The organism is Aeromonas sp. HMWF015 (assembly GCF_963878965.1).
GTDB lineage: Bacteria > Pseudomonadota > Gammaproteobacteria > Enterobacterales > Aeromonadaceae > Aeromonas > Aeromonas veronii.
The window spans coordinates 22,378-39,697 of the sequence record NZ_CAWNZT010000100.1; the positions used below are offsets into that span (position 1 = coordinate 22,378).

General features: G+C 60.8%; 13 protein-coding genes and 1 rRNA gene. 4 read left to right on the top strand and 10 right to left on the bottom strand.

Annotation, left to right across the window (positions count from 1 at the left end; all coding sequences use genetic code 11):
• On the top strand, positions 1-713 hold a 713-nt coding region (locus AACS18_RS04930), incomplete at its 5' end, for a YicC/YloC family endoribonuclease (RefSeq protein WP_108613862.1).
• Positions 714-832: 119 nt separating this feature from the next.
• Here AACS18_RS04930 and AACS18_RS04935 read toward each other — a convergent pair.
• A complete protein-coding gene (locus AACS18_RS04935; RefSeq protein ID WP_108613852.1) occupies positions 833-1,738 on the bottom strand; it encodes a LysR substrate-binding domain-containing protein in 906 nt (301 codons plus the stop codon).
• Between the two features lie 120 nt (positions 1,739-1,858).
• Here AACS18_RS04935 and AACS18_RS04940 point away from each other — a divergent pair, with 120 nt between their 5' ends.
• Together AACS18_RS04940 and fghA are read left to right on the top strand one after the other, a co-directional pair.
• Complete coding sequence (locus AACS18_RS04940; RefSeq protein ID WP_108613853.1) at positions 1,859-2,986, top strand: S-(hydroxymethyl)glutathione dehydrogenase/class III alcohol dehydrogenase; 1,128 nt, start codon at positions 1,859-1,861, stop codon at positions 2,984-2,986.
• Positions 2,987-3,034: 48 nt separating this feature from the next.
• Positions 3,035-3,871: an S-formylglutathione hydrolase gene (gene fghA, locus AACS18_RS04945; protein WP_108613854.1), complete on the top strand. Its 837-nt coding sequence runs from the start codon at positions 3,035-3,037 to the stop codon at positions 3,869-3,871.
• 55 nt (positions 3,872-3,926) lie between these two features.
• Here the strand turns inward: fghA and AACS18_RS04950 are convergent, their stop codons facing one another.
• Complete coding sequence (locus AACS18_RS04950; protein WP_108613855.1) at positions 3,927-4,649, bottom strand: head GIN domain-containing protein; 723 nt, start codon at positions 4,647-4,649, stop codon at positions 3,927-3,929.
• A 395-nt stretch (positions 4,650-5,044) separates the two neighbouring features.
• Here AACS18_RS04950 and ovoA point away from each other — a divergent pair, with 395 nt between their 5' ends.
• Positions 5,045-7,195 carry a 5-histidylcysteine sulfoxide synthase gene (ovoA, locus tag AACS18_RS04955; protein ID WP_108613856.1) on the top strand — a complete coding sequence of 717 codons (2,151 nt, stop codon included), beginning with the start codon at positions 5,045-5,047 and terminating at the stop codon, positions 7,193-7,195.
• Between the two features lie 79 nt (positions 7,196-7,274).
• On the opposite strand, the gene AACS18_RS04960 is transcribed toward ovoA, so the two are convergent.
• The 8 genes from AACS18_RS04960 to rrf form a co-directional block, all read right to left on the bottom strand.
• A complete protein-coding gene (locus AACS18_RS04960) occupies positions 7,275-8,225 on the bottom strand; it encodes a bile acid:sodium symporter family protein (protein WP_064338996.1) in 951 nt (316 codons plus the stop codon).
• 295 nt (positions 8,226-8,520) lie between these two features.
• The gene (locus AACS18_RS04965; protein WP_108613857.1) at positions 8,521-9,966 is read right to left on the bottom strand and encodes an amino acid permease; all 1,446 of its coding nucleotides are present in this window, start codon (positions 9,964-9,966) and stop codon (positions 8,521-8,523) included.
• Positions 9,967-10,144: 178 nt separating this feature from the next.
• Complete coding sequence (locus AACS18_RS04970) at positions 10,145-10,483, bottom strand: tRNA-binding protein (RefSeq protein WP_005342042.1); 339 nt, start codon at positions 10,481-10,483, stop codon at positions 10,145-10,147.
• 113 nt (positions 10,484-10,596) lie between these two features.
• Entirely contained in the window at positions 10,597-12,042 is a 1,446-nt protein-coding gene (locus AACS18_RS04975; protein ID WP_108613858.1) for an amino acid permease, read from the bottom strand.
• 103 nt (positions 12,043-12,145) lie between these two features.
• Positions 12,146-12,601, bottom strand: coding sequence for a beta-galactosidase subunit beta (locus AACS18_RS04980; protein ID WP_108613859.1), 456 nt, complete (start codon positions 12,599-12,601; stop codon positions 12,146-12,148).
• A complete protein-coding gene (gene ebgA / locus AACS18_RS04985; protein WP_108613860.1) occupies positions 12,598-15,672 on the bottom strand; it encodes a beta-galactosidase subunit alpha in 3,075 nt (1,024 codons plus the stop codon). The genes AACS18_RS04980 and ebgA overlap by 4 nt, the downstream gene beginning before the upstream one ends.
• Before the next feature lie 321 nt (positions 15,673-15,993).
• Positions 15,994-16,959 (bottom strand): transcriptional regulator EbgR, encoded by a 966-nt coding sequence (gene ebgR / locus AACS18_RS04990; RefSeq protein WP_108613861.1) that lies wholly within the window; start codon positions 16,957-16,959, stop codon positions 15,994-15,996.
• A 165-nt stretch (positions 16,960-17,124) separates the two neighbouring features.
• A 5S ribosomal RNA gene (gene rrf / locus AACS18_RS04995) occupies positions 17,125-17,239 on the bottom strand.
• Positions 17,240-17,320 lie beyond the last annotated feature (81 nt).

Here is a 17,320-nt window from a genome sequence, read left to right on the forward strand (position 1 = left end):
AGCGTTTCCGCGCCAAGCTGCAGCGCGGCAAGGTGGAGTGCAACCTGCGTTTTGAAGCCGCTCAGGCCGCTGCCAGCCAACTCCATATCAATGAAGAGCTGGCCAAGCTCATCATCGACAGCGCCAACTGGGTAATGAAAGAAGCAGGCCAGGGCCAGCTCAACCCGGTCGACGTACTGCGTTGGCCGGGCGTCATGGCTGCCGCCGAACAGGACATGGACGCAGTCGCCACCGAACTGCTCGGCGGTTTTGACCAGACCATGGAAGATTTCCTCGCCTCCCGCGCCAGCGAAGGGGCCAACCTCAAGGCGCTGATCGAACAGCGTCTGGCCGGTATTCAGGTGGAAGTGAAGAAGGTGCGCGTCCACCTGCCACAGATCATCGAGTGGCAGCGCCAGAAGCTCACCGACCGTCTGGCCGAAGCCAAGGTGGAGCTGGATCCGGCCCGCATCGAGCAGGAGATCGTGCTGCTGGCCCAGAAGATCGACGTGGCCGAAGAGCTGGATCGTCTGGAGATGCACATCAGCGAAACCAACAAGATCATGAAAAAAGGTGGCGCCTGTGGCCGTCGTCTCGACTTTATGATGCAGGAGTTCAACCGCGAGTCGAACACGCTTGGCTCCAAGTCCATCAACGCCGAAGTGACCCAGTCCGCCGTCGAGCTGAAAGTCCTGATCGAGCAGATGCGCGAGCAGATCCAGAACATCGAATGATGGGTCGCTGACTATCCGGTTGTTGCCTGCAAAAGAGCCCTTGATTCCTCAAGGGCTCTTTTATTTTCAGGCCATCGCACCTGTCGCCCGCCGCCGGTGAGTCAACGGCTGGGGAGCCCCTAGCCTATCGGCATCACCAGCGCCGGTTGGTGAGGGTCGCTCAGCCGATCGGCCAGATAGTCCACCAGCAGCCGCACCTTGGGGGAGAGGTGGCGGTTGTGGGGATAGAGGGCCCAGATCCCCTCGGCCGGGGCCCGCAGTTCGGGCAGCAACTCGATCAGCTCCCCTCGGGCCAGATGGTCACTCACGTAGTAGTCCGGCAGCTGGATAATGCCGATCCCCTTGAGCGCCGCGTCCAGCAGGGCGTGACCGCTGTTGCACTGCAACAGGCCGCGCACCCGCACGCTGTGGGGACGGCCATCCAGAGTGAAGTGCCACTCGTCGCTGTTGCCCACCAGACAGGTGTGGCGAGTCAGCTCGGAGAGGCTGTTGGGCATGCCGTGGCGGGCGGTGTAGGCCGGCGAGGCGCACACATAGGGCACCCGTTGCGCCAGCTTGCGCGCCACCAGGCTGGAATCCTTGAGGTGACCGAGCCGCAGCGCCAGATCGTAGCCCTCGTGCACCAGATCCAGCAGCTGGTTGGTCAAGTTGAGGGTCACCTCTAGCTGGGGGAAGCGCACCATGAAGTCGTTCACCAGCGGGGCGATGCGGCTCTCGCCGTAGGAGACGGGGGCCGTGATGCGCAGCGAGCCTTGCGGCACCGCCTGATGACGCCCCACCGCCAGCTCCGCTTCGTAGAGGTTGTCCAGCAGCTGACGGCAGTGGCGATAGTAGATCTCGCCAAGCTCGGTGAGCCGCACCTGACGGGTGGTGCGCAGCAGCAGCTTGGCCTGCAGCCTGTCCTCCAGCTGCGCCACCTGACGGCTCACTTGTGCCACCGACACCCCCAGCTTGCGCGCCGCCGGGGTAAAGCCCCCCTGCTCCGCCACGCTGACAAATTCACAGATCCCTTCCCAACCGAACATTATTACCTGTGTGTAAAAGTGATTTGAGATTTGCCCTCATTATCACCAAATCGGCGGGAAACTACACTGAATGTCCGAACTCATCTCTGTTCACCCTGCTCAACAAGAAGGATGTCATTCATGGCACAGGTTCAAAGCATCAAGTGTAAAGCCGCCATTGCCTGGGGCCCAGGTCAGCCCCTCTCCATTGAAGAGATCGAGGTCATGCCGCCCCAAGCGGGCGAGGTGCGGGTGCGCATCGTCGCCACCGGCGTCTGCCACACCGATGCCTTCACCCTCTCCGGTGAGGATCCGGAAGGGGTCTTCCCCTGCATTCTCGGTCACGAGGGGGGCGGCATCGTTGAATCGGTCGGCGAAGGGGTCACCAGCGTCAAGGTGGGGGATCACGTGATCCCGCTCTACACCCCCGAGTGCGGCGAGTGCAAATTCTGCAAATCCGGCAAGACCAACCTGTGCCAGAAGATCCGCGCTACCCAGGGCAAGGGGCTGATGCCGGACGGCACCACCCGCTTCTCGAAAGATGGCCAGCCCATCTATCACTACATGGGCACTTCCACCTTCAGCGAATACACGGTACTGCCGGAGATCTCCATCGCCAAAGTGGACCCGGCCGCCCCGCTGGAAGAGGTCTGCCTGCTCGGCTGCGGCGTCACCACCGGCATCGGCGCCGTGATGAACACCGCCAAGGTGAAAGAGGGTGAGAGCGTCGCCATCTTCGGGCTGGGGGGCATCGGCCTCTCGGCGGTGATCGGTGCCCGTCTGGCCAAGGCCGGTCGCATCATCGCCATCGACATCAATGAGAGCAAGTTCGAGCTGGCGCGCAAGCTGGGTGCCACCGACTGCATCAACCCGAACGATTACGACAAACCGATTCAGGAGGTGATCGTCGAGCTGACCGATGGCGGCGTCGACTTCTCCTTCGAGTGCATCGGCAACGTCAAGGTGATGCGTGCGGCGCTGGAGTGCTGCCACAAGGGCTGGGGTGAGTCGGTCATTATCGGCGTCGCCGGAGCGGGTCAGGAGATCAGCACCCGTCCGTTCCAGCTGGTGACCGGTCGGGTCTGGCGCGGCAGCGCCTTCGGCGGGGTACGCGGTCGCAGCGAACTGCCGAGCTATGTGCAGCGCTACATGCAGGGTGAGTTCCGCCTCGATGACTTCATCACTCACACCATGGGGCTTGAGCAGATCAACGAGGCGTTCGATCTGATGCACCAAGGCAAAAGCATCCGCACCGTCATCCACTACTGAGCATGATCACCCCGCCCGCCATCGTGGGCGGGGTGCAGGAGTCCTTCGATGAATCTGGAGATTATCAGCAGCAACAAGAGCTTCGGTGGCTGGCACAAGCGCTATCGCCACAGCGCCAGCGGGCTCGGCTGCGAGATGAATTTTTCTATCTATCTACCGCCTCAGGCCCTCACCGGCCAGAAAGTCCCCGTACTCTACTGGCTCAGCGGCCTCACCTGCACCGATGAGAACTTCATGCAGAAGGCGGGCGCCCAGCGCATCGCCGCCGAGCTGGGCATCGCCCTAGTGGCGCCGGACACCAGCCCGCGCGGCGACGGCGTAGCCGACGATCCCGGTTATGACCTCGGCATGGGCGCAGGCTTTTACGTCAATGCCAGCCAGAGCCCCTGGCAGGCGCACTACCAGATGTATGACTACGTCACCCGTGAGCTGCCTGACTTGATAGAGACCCACTTCCCGGTCTCGACCCGGCGCGCCATCAGCGGCCACTCCATGGGCGGTCACGGCGCGCTGATCGCCGCGTTGCGGGAGCCGGGTCGCTACCGCTCGGTGTCGGCGTTCAGCCCGATCTGCCACCCGAGCCGCTGTCCCTGGGGCCAGAAGGCGCTTGGCGCCTATCTCGGCAGCAATCCCTTGCTGTGGCAGGAGTGGGATGCCTGCCAGCTGCTGCGCCACCAGCCGGTCACGCCGCTGCCCACCTTGGTGGATGTGGGACTGGATGATCCCTTCCTCACCGAGCAGCTGCACATCGACGCGCTGGCAGAGGTGGCCGCCAGCAATGGGTGGCCGCTGGAGCTCAACCGCCACGAGGGCTATGACCACAGCTACTACTTCGTGGCGAGCTTTATCGAGGCGCACCTGCGCTTTCACGCCCGCCACCTCTGATCAACACAGGCCCGTTGTGGGCCTGTTTCAGTCGGGGTTGTGGTGATCGGAAGCGTCAGCTGCCCGCGCGGGTCACCCCGCCGGAGCCCACGATCTTCTGCACCACCTCGGGGTCACCCCAGTAGGTGATGTTGCCAGTGCCTGCGATGCCGACTTTCAGCATCTCCTGGGCCCGCACCTCCACATCACCGCTGCCGGCGATATTGACCTCGACCTCGTTGCCACGCATTTCGCTGCCCAGCACATCGCCAGCACCGGCAATGTTCAGCTCGATGCTAGCGGCAGAGCCGCTCCCCAGATCCAGGCTGCCTGCACCAGCGATATTGCCTTTCAATCGCTGTACCTCCAGCTGGCTGGCGACGATACCACCTGTTCCAGCCACCGACAGTTCCAGCGCCTCGCCCTTGAAGCCGCGCAGATCGCCGTTGCCGGTTCCTGCCAGCGCCATTTCACTGAGCTCTGGCAAGGTGATGGTGATCTCCAGCGGTTCGGTAGGCCGCAGTCGGTAACCCTCTTTCACCTCGATCTCCAGCTTGCTGCCGCGCTCACTCAGCTCCAGATAGGGCAAGAGGTTTGCCTGCCCCTTGATCAGGATCCCGCGCTGCTCGCCCGCCACCAGATGGAGGGTGGCCGGAGTTCCCGCCAGCACCCGGTTCACCCGTTCGCCCAGCGCCTGCTGGCGCTCGACCGGGGCACCTTCCCCCTTGATCTCGGTGTCGGCAAAGACGTTGCAACCTCCCATCACCAGCGCCACCAAGACGCCAATCATCCACCGCATAACTGTTCTCCTTTTTATTTATTGATAAGCCACCTGACAGGCCCTGTTCGAAACCACAAAAACAAAGACCGTATGAAACCACAGATAGCAATGGCCATGCCAGAAGCTAACCATATGATTTTAAATAAAAATAAAATTAACAGTAAGAGGTGGCACGCATAGAAAAGAGCCATTTAGACCACTATTCAGCGAATCTGACCACCCCCTAACGGGCAGGTGGAGAGCTGGCTGGCGAGCCGTTCGCGAGGTCGCTACGCTGACAAGCCGTGGAAATTTTTGATTGCCGCACCGGTCTGTTGAGCCAATAGTGGTACTTCGTGCGTACCAAGCTCTCCATTGCGGTAATGTCATTACCACTGTCTTGTCAGTCTTCACTGCCAACAAGGAGGCAGAGCGTGACCCAAGCAAGCACTCTCTATTCCACTGCCATCGGTCTGCCGGAACCGACTCGCGCCCCGTTGCTGACCGGCAGCGATCCCGAGCAGAAACGGCGCGAGCTGCTCGCCTACTTCTGTCAGACCTTCGATCTCTACGACTCGCTGTTCGACTGTCTGGCCGATGAGCGCGCCTGGTTCAACAAGGCGATCCCGCTGCGCCACCCGCTCATCTTCTACTACGGCCACACCGCCGCCTTCTTTATCAACAAGCTGCTGGCGGCGCGCCTGATCGACCAGCGGCTGGATGCCCGCATCGAGGCCATGGTCGCCATCGGGGTGGACGAGATGAGCTGGGACGATCTGGACGAGACCCACTACGACTGGCCCAAGGTCAGCGAGCTGCGCAGCTATCGGGCCAAAGTCCGTACGCTGGTGTGCGACTTCATTCGCCAGATGCCGCTCACCCTGCCCATCGACTGGCAGAGCCCGGCCTGGGTGATACTGATGGGGATAGAGCATGAGCGCATCCACCTCGAGACCTCCAGCGTACTGATCCGCCAGCTGCCACTCGCCTGGGTGCGGCCGCAGCCTTATTGGCCCGCCTGCACCGAAGCCCGCCACCGCATTGACCAGGTGCCCGCCAACAGCCTGCTGCCGGTGGCCGGCGGCAAGGTTCGCCTTGGCAAGCAGGACGCCACCTACGGCTGGGACAACGAATATGGCGAGCGCCAGATCGAGCTGGCCCCGTTTCAGGCCAGCCGCATGCTGGTGAGCAATGCCGAGTACCTCGCCTTCGTACAGGCTGGCGGCTACTGCCAGCAACAGTGGTGGGATGAGGAGGGGTGGAGCTGGTGTCAGTACGCCAAGGCGCAGATGCCCACCTTCTGGGTGGGCGCTCCTGCCGAGCCCGGGCAATTGCAGTTGCGGCTGATGACCGAGCAGGTCGCCATGCCATGGGACTGGCCGGCCGAGGTCAACCAGCTGGAGGCGGCCGCCTTCTGCCGCTGGAAGGCGGCCCGGACCGGACTCCCCATCCAGCTGCCGAGCGAGGCGGAGTGGATGCTGCTGCGTGAGCAGGTACCCGGCGATCAACCGGACTGGACGGAGGCCCCCGGCAATATCAATCTGGCCCGCTTCGCCTCCTCCTGCCCGGTGGATGCCTGCCCGCAAGGGGAGTTCTTCGATCTGGTGGGTAATGTCTGGCAGTGGACCAGCACCGCCATCGATGGCTTCGACGGCTTTAAAATCCACCCGCTCTACGACGACTTCTCCACCCCCACCTTTGATGGCAAGCACACCCTGATCAAGGGCGGCAGCTGGATCAGCACGGGTAACGAAGCGCTCAAATCATCCCGTTACGCCTTCCGGCGTCACTTCTTCCAGCATGCGGGTTTCCGCTATCTGGTCTCCCGTTATCAGGAACCCGTTATCGTGAATCCCTATGAAACCGACACGCTGATCGCTCAGTACCTCGACTTCCAGTACGGCCCGAACCACTTCGGGATAGCCAACTACGCCAAAACGCTTGCTGATCTTGCTGGCGAGCTGTGCAGCAACCACCAGCGGGCGCTGGATATCGGCAGCGCTACCGGCCGTGCCAGCTTCGAACTGGCCCGCCACTTCCAGCATGTGGACGGGGTGGACTACTCGGCCCGCTTCATCGATGTGGCGCTGACCCTCGCTAGCCAGGACAGCTTCCGCTATGCCATTCCGCTGGAGGGTGAACTGGTGGAGTATTGCGAGGCACGCCTGTCGAACCACGGACTGGGGGCGAATCAGGCTGAGCGCATCCACTTCAGTCAAGGGGATGCCTGCAACCTCAAGCCCAAATATGACCACTACGATCTGGTGCTCGCCTCCAACCTGATCGACCGGCTGCGGGAGCCCGCCCGCTTCCTGCGGGACATCGCTCCCCGGCTGCGCAGCGGTGGCCTGCTGGTGCTCACCAGCCCCTATACCTGGCTGGCGGAATATACCCCGCCCGCCAACTGGCTCGGCGGCATTCGCGAAAACGGCGAGGCGCTCACCACCTATCAGGCGCTGCAACGGCTGCTGGCGGCGGAGTTCGAGGAGCACAGCCCGCCCCGGGATGTGCCCTTCGTCATCCGCGAAACCGCCCGCAAATACCAGCACACGGTGGCGCAGCTGACCGTCTGGCGCAAACGCTAGCACGCCGGTCGGCATGCAGATGAGAAGAGGGAGGCCAACGGGCCTCCCTCTTGTTATGGCAGTCCAAACGGCGCGAGTATCACTCTCCCTGCTCGTGATAGCGGCGGGCCAGCACGGCGCAGACCATCAGCTGGATCTGATGGAAGATCATCAGCGGCAAGACCATGACACCGACGCTGGCGGCGGGGAACATGACGTTGGCCATCGGCACCCCGTTGGCCAGACTCTTCTTGGAGCCGCAGAAGACGATGGTGATCTCGTCCGCCTTGTCGAACCCGAGGCGACGGCTGATCCAGACGTTCCAGCAGAGGACCAGCGCCAGCAAGACGCAGCTCAGCAGCACGATACTGGCCAGATCGTACCAGCCGACCTGATGCCAAATCCCCTGCACCACCGCCTCGCTGAAGGCCACATAGACCACCAGCAGGATGGAACTCTGATCCAGCTTGCCGATGAGCGGACGGTGACTATCGACCCAGCGACCGATCAGCGGACGCGACAGGTGGCCCACCACGAACGGCAGCATCAGCTGCATCATGATGGACTGGATGGAGTGCCAGGTGTCGATCCCCTCCCCCTGCACGTGGATCATCATCCCCACCAGCACCGGCGAAAGGAAGATGCCGAGAATGCTGGAGGCCGAGGCGCTGCACACCGCCGCCGACACATTGCCCCCCGCCATCGAGGTAAAGGCGATGGCCGACTGCACGGTGGCAGGCAAAGCGCAGAGATAGAGGAAGCCGAGGTAGATGGCCGGGCTCAACCAACTCGGCACCAGCGGGGTGAGCAGCAGCCCCAGCAGCGGGAATAGAACGAAGGTGCTGAGCATCACCACTAGGTGCAGCCGCCAGTGACCGAGGCCCGCCAGCAGGTTCTGGCGCGACAGCTTGGCGCCATGCATGAAGAACAAGAGCGCCACCGCCAGCTTGGTCAGCAGACCGAACCAGACGGCCACCTGCCCCTCGCAGGGAAAGAGGGAGGCCAGGGTGACCACCGCAATCAGCACAACAGTAAAGGGATCCAGACGCACGAAAGGTCTCCATCAGAAGGGCATCCTGCAGCCATGGCGACAGTCAGGATTGGGGAGGACAAGAAACAAAGCGGGAGATGTCTGGCACCTCCCGCTAAAACGAACCTCCAGCTTACCCCGATAACGGAGAGGCGCAAAGTTGAGCGGCGAATAATTGTTCATCAATGCTTAACGCCTTCGCCATATCGAGTAGTAAAAGTTGACGATAAAACGGCCCTGACCGCCCCCCAACGGCGAAAAATGGATAAAAAAACGGGCGACCCAGGCCGCCCGTCTTGCGTTGATGGTCAGCCGATCAGCGCTGGCTGGCCAGCTTGCCGTTGCCGCTTTTCTTCTCATTGCCAGCGAGCTTGCGGGCCTGCCGCTTCTCGAAGCGGGAGATCCACCAGTAGGCCAGCGCCGAGAAGACCGCGGTCATGAAGACGTTGATGAAGAAGGCGCGCACCAGATCCACCCCGCTCGGGAAGGCGGAGGCACTCATGCTCACCACGAAGATGGCGATCAGCACCGACACCACGCCCATCCCGAATTTACGCGATCCCATGCGGAAGTCGCGCGGGGTGTCGTCATGTTTCCAGCGGAACACGAAGTAGGCCACCATGATGAAGATCGGCGGCAGCATGGCAGTCCCAGCAGTGAGGTTGATGGCGGTGTTCATCATCTGCTGCACCGACTCTGAGCCGAAACCGTTGACCACCAGCATCACGAACACGAAGACAAACTGCCACCAGGCGGCGCGCACCGGCACCCCGTGCTTGTTGAGGCGGGTGGTCTTGTCGCCGTAGACACCCTGCGGGATCTCGGAGAAGTGGATTTTCACCGGCGCCGAGGTCCACATCATCATGGAGCCGAACATGGCGATGAACAGCACGATACCGACCGCGCGACCCACCAACGTCTCGGAAAGCCCGAAGTACTGGGCCATGCCGGTGAAGATCTCCACCATGCCACCGGCATAGGTGAGGCTTTCACGCGGCACGAACACGTTCACCAGCAGGGAACCCAGCGCATACATGGCACCGATGACGATACCGGCGGTGATGATCACCTTGATAAAGGACTTCTGGCCGCCCTTCACGTCATTGAGATAGGCCGCCGCCGTTTCGGCACCGCCCGCCGCCTGGAAGATCCAGCACATGATGCCCAGCGTCGCCCAGTTGACGGTGGGGGTCATGGCCTCCAGCGTGATCGGCTGGGCCGCCACATGGTCACCACCGAGGGCCATCAGGGCACCCAGCACATAGATAGCGAACAGGGCAAACACCCCGTAGGCCACCAGCTCGGCAATCTTGCCAAGCCAGCTCGCCCCCTTGGTGGAGATATGGGTTGCCGCCGCAAACAGCACGATGGAGATGATCGAGGTGACGGTCGGCGAGAAGCTGTACTCATAGCCCAGCATGGCGTAGGAGGCGTAGGCGATGACGTTGGGCAGCAGGGAGACGAACCAGAACAGGTTCACAAACCAGTAGAGGAAGGAGCCCAGATAGGCCATCCGGGTACCGAGCGGCTTTTTCAGCCAGTCATACATCCCCGACTCGGAATCTTTGTTGGCCGAGACGAACTCGGCAATGATGAAGACGAATGGCACGAAGTAGACCAACGTCGCCAGCAGGAAAATGGGGGCGGAGCTGAGCCCCAGCTCGATGTTGTTGTTGACGATGTTGCGCACGTTGAACACGGCGGCAAAGGTCATCGACAACAGGGCAAACTTGCCTATGGTGCCGCGTACTGATTCAGACATGATGTCCTCCGGTGGATTCACGCCCCTTCGCACGGGGCGCTTTGACTCTGAATGTGTTCGGCACCAGCCAGCTGGCCGCGCCGTTTACTCTCTTGTTATGGTCAGAGGGGCAGCTCATGGCGCCCCTTCGCGCACACAGGCGCAGCCCTGCTGCCCCGGTGTTAAATCAGTCGCTCACTTAAACGATCGGGGTACCCGGCGCCATCGGCACCCGCGGCTGCAGCAGTACGCTCTGGCTCTCATCCGGGGTCTCGGCGCAGAGCAACATGCACTCGGATCGCTCGCCACGCATCTTGGTCGGCTTGAGGTTGGTCAGCACCACCACCTCGCTGCCCATCAACTCCTCTTCGCTGTAGTAGGGCACCAGACTGGTGACGGTCTGCAACGGCCGCTCGCCGCCCACGTCGATCTGGACGATATAGAGTTTGTCGGCCCCGGGGTGGCGCACCACCTCCAGCACCTTGCCCACCTTCATCTCGACCCGTTTGAATTCGGCAAACTCGATCGTCTCGCTCATTCCTTTCTCCTTGTGTTCAGTTCTTGTGCTCAATGGTGCAACGGGTAACGGGTGGCCGCAGCCACCCGGTTGATCTCTCTTGGCCACGGGGACCGATTTGGTCAGGGTTATCGTCAGGATGCCCGGACGGAAATCTGGCTGGTCGGCTGGGCCTCTTTCACCCGCGCGTCAGCACTCAGGGAGGCTTCGTAGCGGTTGTACTTCCACCAGGCGAAGCCAAGGAAGATCACGATCCCGCCGACGTTGTAGAAGATGATGGTCATGATGTCGGCGCCGGTCGGGAAGGTGGAGGCGAGGAAGCCCACCGAGAAGATGGCGATCAGCACCGAGACCACTGCGATACCTGTGGTACGCGAACCCATCTTGAAATCCCGTGGCAAGTGATCCAGCTTCAGGCGCAGATTAAGGTAGGCCAGCATGATGAACAGCGGCGGCAGCATGGAGGCGGCAGCGGTCATGTTGATGACGGTATTCATCAGCTCTTGCGCGGTGTTGGAACCCAGGGTCGGGATCACCATCAGCGGAAATACGATCAGGTACTGGATCCAGGCGGCACTGGCAGGCACGCCGTTCTCGTTCAGCTCGACCGTCTTCTTGCCGAAGATGCCGGCCGGAATCTCGGAGAAGAAGATCTTCACCGGGGTGGCGGTCCACATCAGCAGGGAGCCAAACATGGCAGTGAAGGAGACCAGACCCACGAAGCGGTTCATCAGGATCTCCGGCAAGCCGAAGTAAGCCGCCAGCCCCTCGAACACCTGCACCGAGCCGCCGGTATATTTCAGGGTGCCGCTCGGTACGAACACGTTGATCAACAGCGAGGCGATGGAGTAGAGCACGCCGATAAAGATCCCGGCGATGATGATCACCTTCACGAAGGATTTGGAGCCCCCTTTCACGTCATTGACGTAGACCGCCACCGATTCGGCGCCACCGGCTGCCATAAAGATCCAGGTGGTGATGCCGAGGAAGGCCCAGCTGAAATCGGGGACCATGGCCTCTACCGTGATGGGGTCGGCCGGTTGTACACCACCGACTAACGCCACACCTGCCAGCAGAATGTAGGAAAGAGTCAGCAGCAGCATCAGGGACGAGGTCACCGAGGTAATGGGACCGAGCATTTTGGCGCCGTTAGTGGAGACATAGGTGGCAAAGGCAAACAGCACCATGCTTAACGCCGTGGTGGCCACCGGGGTAAAAATGTATTCGTAGCCGAGGAAGGCGTAGGAGGCGTAGGCGATGACCCGCGGCAGCAGCGAGGTGAAGAAAAACAGGTTCACGAACCAGTAGGTGTAGGCTGAGATAAAAGCCCAGCGCCCGCCAAGGGAGCTCTTCACCCAGGCATAGACGCCCGCTTCGGAGTTTTTATTCAGTGACACAAATTCCGCAATGATCAGGCAGAACGGAATGAAGTAAAAAATGGTGGCCAGAAAGAACATCGGGGCTGACGCCAGACCGATCTCGATGTTGTTGTTGATGACGTTGTTGAAGCTGAATACCGCCGCGAAGGTGAGCGACAGCAGACCAAACTTGCCTATCGTATTCCGTTTGGAATCAGACATGGTGCATCTCCAGACCTGTAGTTATTGCCGCGAAAGGGCGGGGCATGGGTTGTAGGGTGAGCCCCGCCCTTCCGGCTTTTATCAGTGCAGAACCGGCGGCTTGTTATTTGTTCTTGAAGTAGCCGCCTTCGACGGTGACCTTGATGATCAGCTTGCGTACCGGGCTGTCGCCCGTGAACCGGTAAGCCTCGTCGTTCTCGAAGATCACCACCTGACCGTTGCCGACCTTCTGGCGCTCACGGACCTCACCGGCCAACCACTCGCGGTCGGTGGTGTCGTCATAGACCTGCTCGACCCGCAGCTCGCTCTTGGCAGCCCACTCCACCGTCTCTTCCCCTTCCAGGTAGTAGTGGACGTCGAAGTAGCGACGCTGCCCCTCGAACAGGGAGGTGGCCGGGCTGGCCCCCTCCTGCAAGCGGTAGGTGAGAGAGTCACCGATGGAGTGGCAGATACCGGGCTTGAGGTTGGCCAGATTGTTGATGGCCTCCACGCAGCGGCCCCACTTCTTGCCCTCCCGGTAGATGTTTTTGAACAGGGTCAGGTTGTCCAGGGTGATCATGCGAGGTTCCTCCCGCCGTTGATGGTGAGATCGAGCCCGGCCAGCGCAGCCGGATTGAGGTTGCCACGGGCGATGGGCAGCAGGGTCAGGCCGAAGCTGAACGGCTCGAAGCGCACCCGCCAGGAGTCCAGCACCTCGGAGCCCCAGGAGTTGGAGCCAAGCCCCAGCACCTTGTGATCCAGATTGAGGGTGAGATAGCCACAGGGTTCCAGCTCATTGATGTGCTGCGCCGCGTGGATATGCTCCCAGCTGTAGGGCCAGACGCTCAGGTTGATGGGGGCATCGGGTCGCACGTAGAGACCGGCACCGTAACGGTTGGTCAGGGTCGCCCAGCGCACCTGCTGACGGTTGCCGTTGTCCTGCGGGAAGGGGTAGTGCTCCCACATCTCGCCCACTGTGCTGTTGAAGCGGTCGATCCAGTTGCTCTGGCGGCTGTCCTGATAGTTTTCACCCGGCCCCATGCCAAGGTAGTGCACCCGGTCAAGATCCTGACGAATGCCCAGCTCGAAGCCGATCTTGGGAATGATGTCGTCATAGCCGCCGTAGGGCTGACCGGACAGTGCCACATGCAGCTGGCCGTTCGGGCTCAGGGTGTAGACGTAGCGGCAGCGCATGCCGAAGTCGAACACCGGCGGCGCGATCAGGCTCTCTACCGTCACCTCGACCGCCTCGCCCAGCTGGCGCCAGCTTAAGGTGCGGAAGTGCTCCTGCATGATCTGCAGGTGGTTCGGGTGCCACAGGCTCTCGTACTCCTGCTTGTGGTTGTCGATCATCGGCTTGAAGAAGGTGAGACGCGGAGCCCGCTCGATAAGCTCATTGCCATCCTGCTGCCAGCTCACCAGCTTGCCGTCGAGGCGCGAGAAACGCAGGGCGAAGCCACTGCCGCTCAAGGCCAGCGCGAGCCGCTCGTCGGCAATCTGCAACGGAGTGGCGTTGGGATTGGCAAAGGGCTGCAGCTGACGAGTCGACTCTTTCAGCTGGAACTGGTACTGGCCCAGCTCGTGTTCTGCCGCGCTGTAGCGGGTAGCGGTGACCTTGATGACCCGCAGCTGGACGAAGGTTTCCCGCCCATCGAGAGATGGCAGTTCGAGTTGCAACTCTGTGGTGGCTCCGGGAGCTACCCCTTCCAGCCGGATCTGCTGGCTGGCCAGCAGCTCGCCCTCGGCCTTCACTTCAACCAGCAGGCGGATGTCGTCGAGATTGGAGAACCAGTAACGGTTTTCCACCGCCAGCTTGCCGCTGGCCAGATCCAGTGCCCGCACCTTGACCGGGCAGATCACCTGCTTGTATTCACGCAGGCCAGGCCCCGGGGTCTGATCCGGATAGATGAGGCCATCCATGCAGAAGTTGTAGTTGTTGGGGTAGTCGCCATAGTCGCCGCCGTATTTGTAAACGGCACGCCCCTGCTCGTCCTGATCCAGAATGCCGTGATCGCACCACTCCCAGATGTAGTGGCCCTGAATGTGGGGATGGCGGTCGAACACCTGCTGGTATTCGCTGAGGCCCCCCGGGCCGTTGCCCATGGCGTGGGCGTATTCGCAGAGGATGCGCGGCTTCTCCATCGGGAACTCGCCGAAGCAGTTCATCTGGGAGACGCGGGAATACATGGTACTGACCACATCCACCACCTCGGCATCGCGATCCTCTTCGTAGTGCACCAGCCGGGTCGGGTCGATCGCCTTGCAGCGCTGGTACATGGCTCTGATGTTGCAGCCGTAACCGGACTCGTTGCCCAGCGACCAGATGATGATGGAGGGGTGGTTCTTCTGGGCGTGCACGTGGCGCTCGATGCGATCCACGAACACCGGCTCCCAGAAGGGGGCGTCGGTGATGCGACTGAGATCGCCGACGTTGGCAAAACCGTGGGTCTCCACGTCGGTCTCCGCCATCACGAACAGACCGTACTGGTCGCACAGCTCATAGAAGCGAGGGTCGTTCGGGTAGTGGGCGGTGCGCACCGAGTTGAGGTTGTGCTGCTTCATCAGCACGATATCGCGTTCAACACGATCCATGCCGACCGCACGGCTCTTGAGATGGTCGTTGTCGTGGCGGTTCACCCCGTGCAGCTTGAGGTAGTGACCGTTGACGTAGAAGAGGCCATCTTTGACCTTGATTTCACGCACCCCGACCCGCTGCGGGATCACCTCCAGCAGCTCGCCCTGACCGTTGTAGAGGGAGAGTTGCAGCTGGTAGAGGTACGGGTCTTCGGCGCTCCACAGATGGGGGCTGGCCAGATCCAGCGTGAAGCGGCAATCACACTTGCCGTCGATGGCGAGATGGTCGAGGGAGCCGCTGGCGATCTCGCTGCCCTGATCCAGCAGCGACCAGACCAGACGGTGATCATGGGCAGCCGCCCCCAGATTTTCCAGCTGAATGTCGCAGCTCAGGGTGGCACTTTGATTGTCATCCGCCAGCGCGGTGCGGATGAAGAAGTCCTGCACATGGGCGGCCGGTTTGCCCACCAGGTAGACGTCGCGGAAAATCCCCGCCATCCACCACATGTCCTGATCTTCGATATAGGTGGAGTCAGCCCACTGCATCACCCGCACCGACAGCAGGTTCTCGCCAATGTTGGCGTAGGCGCTGATATCGAACTCGGCGGTGAGACGGCTCCCCTTGCTGAAGCCGACATAGTGGCCGTTCACATAGACCTCGAAGTAGGTCTCCACCCCGTCAAACTTGATGATCACCTGCTCGCCATCCCAGGCCGGGCTCAGTGTGAAGCTTCGCTGATAGGCACCGGTGGGGTTGTTGGTCGGCACGAAGGGCACGTCGATGGGAAAGGGAAAACCCTCGTCGGTGTACTGCAGCTGACCATGTCCTTCCATCTGCCACATGTTGGGCACGGTGATCTGGCCCCACTCGCTCATGGGGCTGTGATAGAAGGCCTCCGGCACCTGCAGGGGGTGGTCGAAGTAGTGGAACTGCCACTGGCCGCCAAGGCTCAGAAAACGGCGGCTCAGCTCGCGCTGCATGGTGGCCGCCAGCGCGTGGTCGGCATAAGAGAAGAAGTAGGCGCGCGGAGCCAGCCTGTTTTCACCAACGAATTGGACGTTTTCCCAGTTATTCACATGTCCTCCCGGAACAAGGCAACTTTGACTGGGTAAACTCTAGATAAAAATTTACTAAATATCAGCTTTGGATTGGTAAAGTTTTAACCTGATCACAATGAACAGATGGTTTTGTGAGCGAGATCAGAAGCGGGAGATAAAGGAGGGCAAGATATGGATGAGTGGCATGGATGTTGATAGTAGCTGGCTGAGCCGCAATAAAATCAATTATAAAACAATATGATATGAAGTTACTGGATGATATGGGAAAGAGGTTTGCTTGGGAGAGGTGTCGCACCACCGCAAGATGGCACGACTAAAAAGCATAATATTTTACTAAAATCAGCGAGTAGTGCCGCGCAGGGTCAACTTGCTCGGTACCAGCACCCGGAGTGGAATATCACGCTCGTCTCGCAGCCGCTCAACCAGCAAATTGACCCCCTGGGAGCCCATCAACTCGGAGTGGATCCGCACCGTTGAGAGCGGCGGGAAGGTGAACTTGGCGGTCGGAATATCGTTGACGCTGATAAGCTCGATCTGCTGGGGAATCGCCAATCCCTTCTCATGAATGGCACGCAGCACGCCAATGGCGATGGAGTCGGAGGCAACGAACAGCGCCTTGGGCCAGTCGCCAGCCAGCATCTCCTTCGCCAACTGGTAGCCGGAAGCGCTGGAGAAATCGCCGCGGTAGAGATCGCTCTCCTGCACCACCCCCAGCCGCTGGCCATAATCCCGGAAAGCCAGTTCACGCAGGTCCGGATTCTCATCTTGGCCACCGATATAACCGATGCGCTGATGGCCCTCGGCGATGAAGAAGTCCACTACCTGCTGGCTGATCAGCGCCAGATCCACGTCAATCGAGTCAAAATCGCCCTGAGATCGGCAATCCACGAACACCAGCTGGGCAGACAGGCCGCGCAGCACGGCCAGCCGTTCTTCCGGCAGATGGCCGATGACCAGGATGCCATCGACGGCAGAGAGCTCACGCCCCTCGGCACCGTTGTAGCAGTGGGCCAGCTCGATGTTGAGGCGGGTGCACTGGGTCTCGATGCCGTAGCGGATAGCGAGGTAATAGGGATCGTTGACCTCGGTGCTCTGGGGATAGGCGTAGACAGCCAGGAGCTGCAGCTTGCTCTTGTGCACCCCTTTGCGGGCGCTGCTGGTCTTGTACTCCAGCCGTTCGGCAATCTCGAAGATCCGCTGCTTGGTCTCTTCCTTGACGCTCAGGCTGGGATCCTCGTTCAGTACCCGGGATACTGTGGCGAGAGAAACTCCCGCTTCCTGTGCAATTTCCTTCAACGTAGCCATCAATACCTCGCTGGCAGCATCACGTGTTAATCGGCAACGGCTAAAGAGTAACGGGCAATCCCTTGATAGCCCAGCACTTTTACTAAAATCCCGATGGCATGGCAGATTTTTGGAACACAGAAATGCAAAAAGGCCTCCCGAATGGGAGGCCTCTTCTAAATAGGTGCCTGACAGTGTCCTACTCTCGCATGGCGAATGCCACACTACCATCGGCGCTACCGCGTTTCACTTCTGAGTTCGGCATGGGATCAGGTGGTTCCACGGCGCTATTGCCGTCAGGCAAAAGCTTTTAAAACTAACTTGAAAATGGTGCTGATACCCAGAATCGAACTGGGGACCTCATCCTTACCAAGGATGCGCT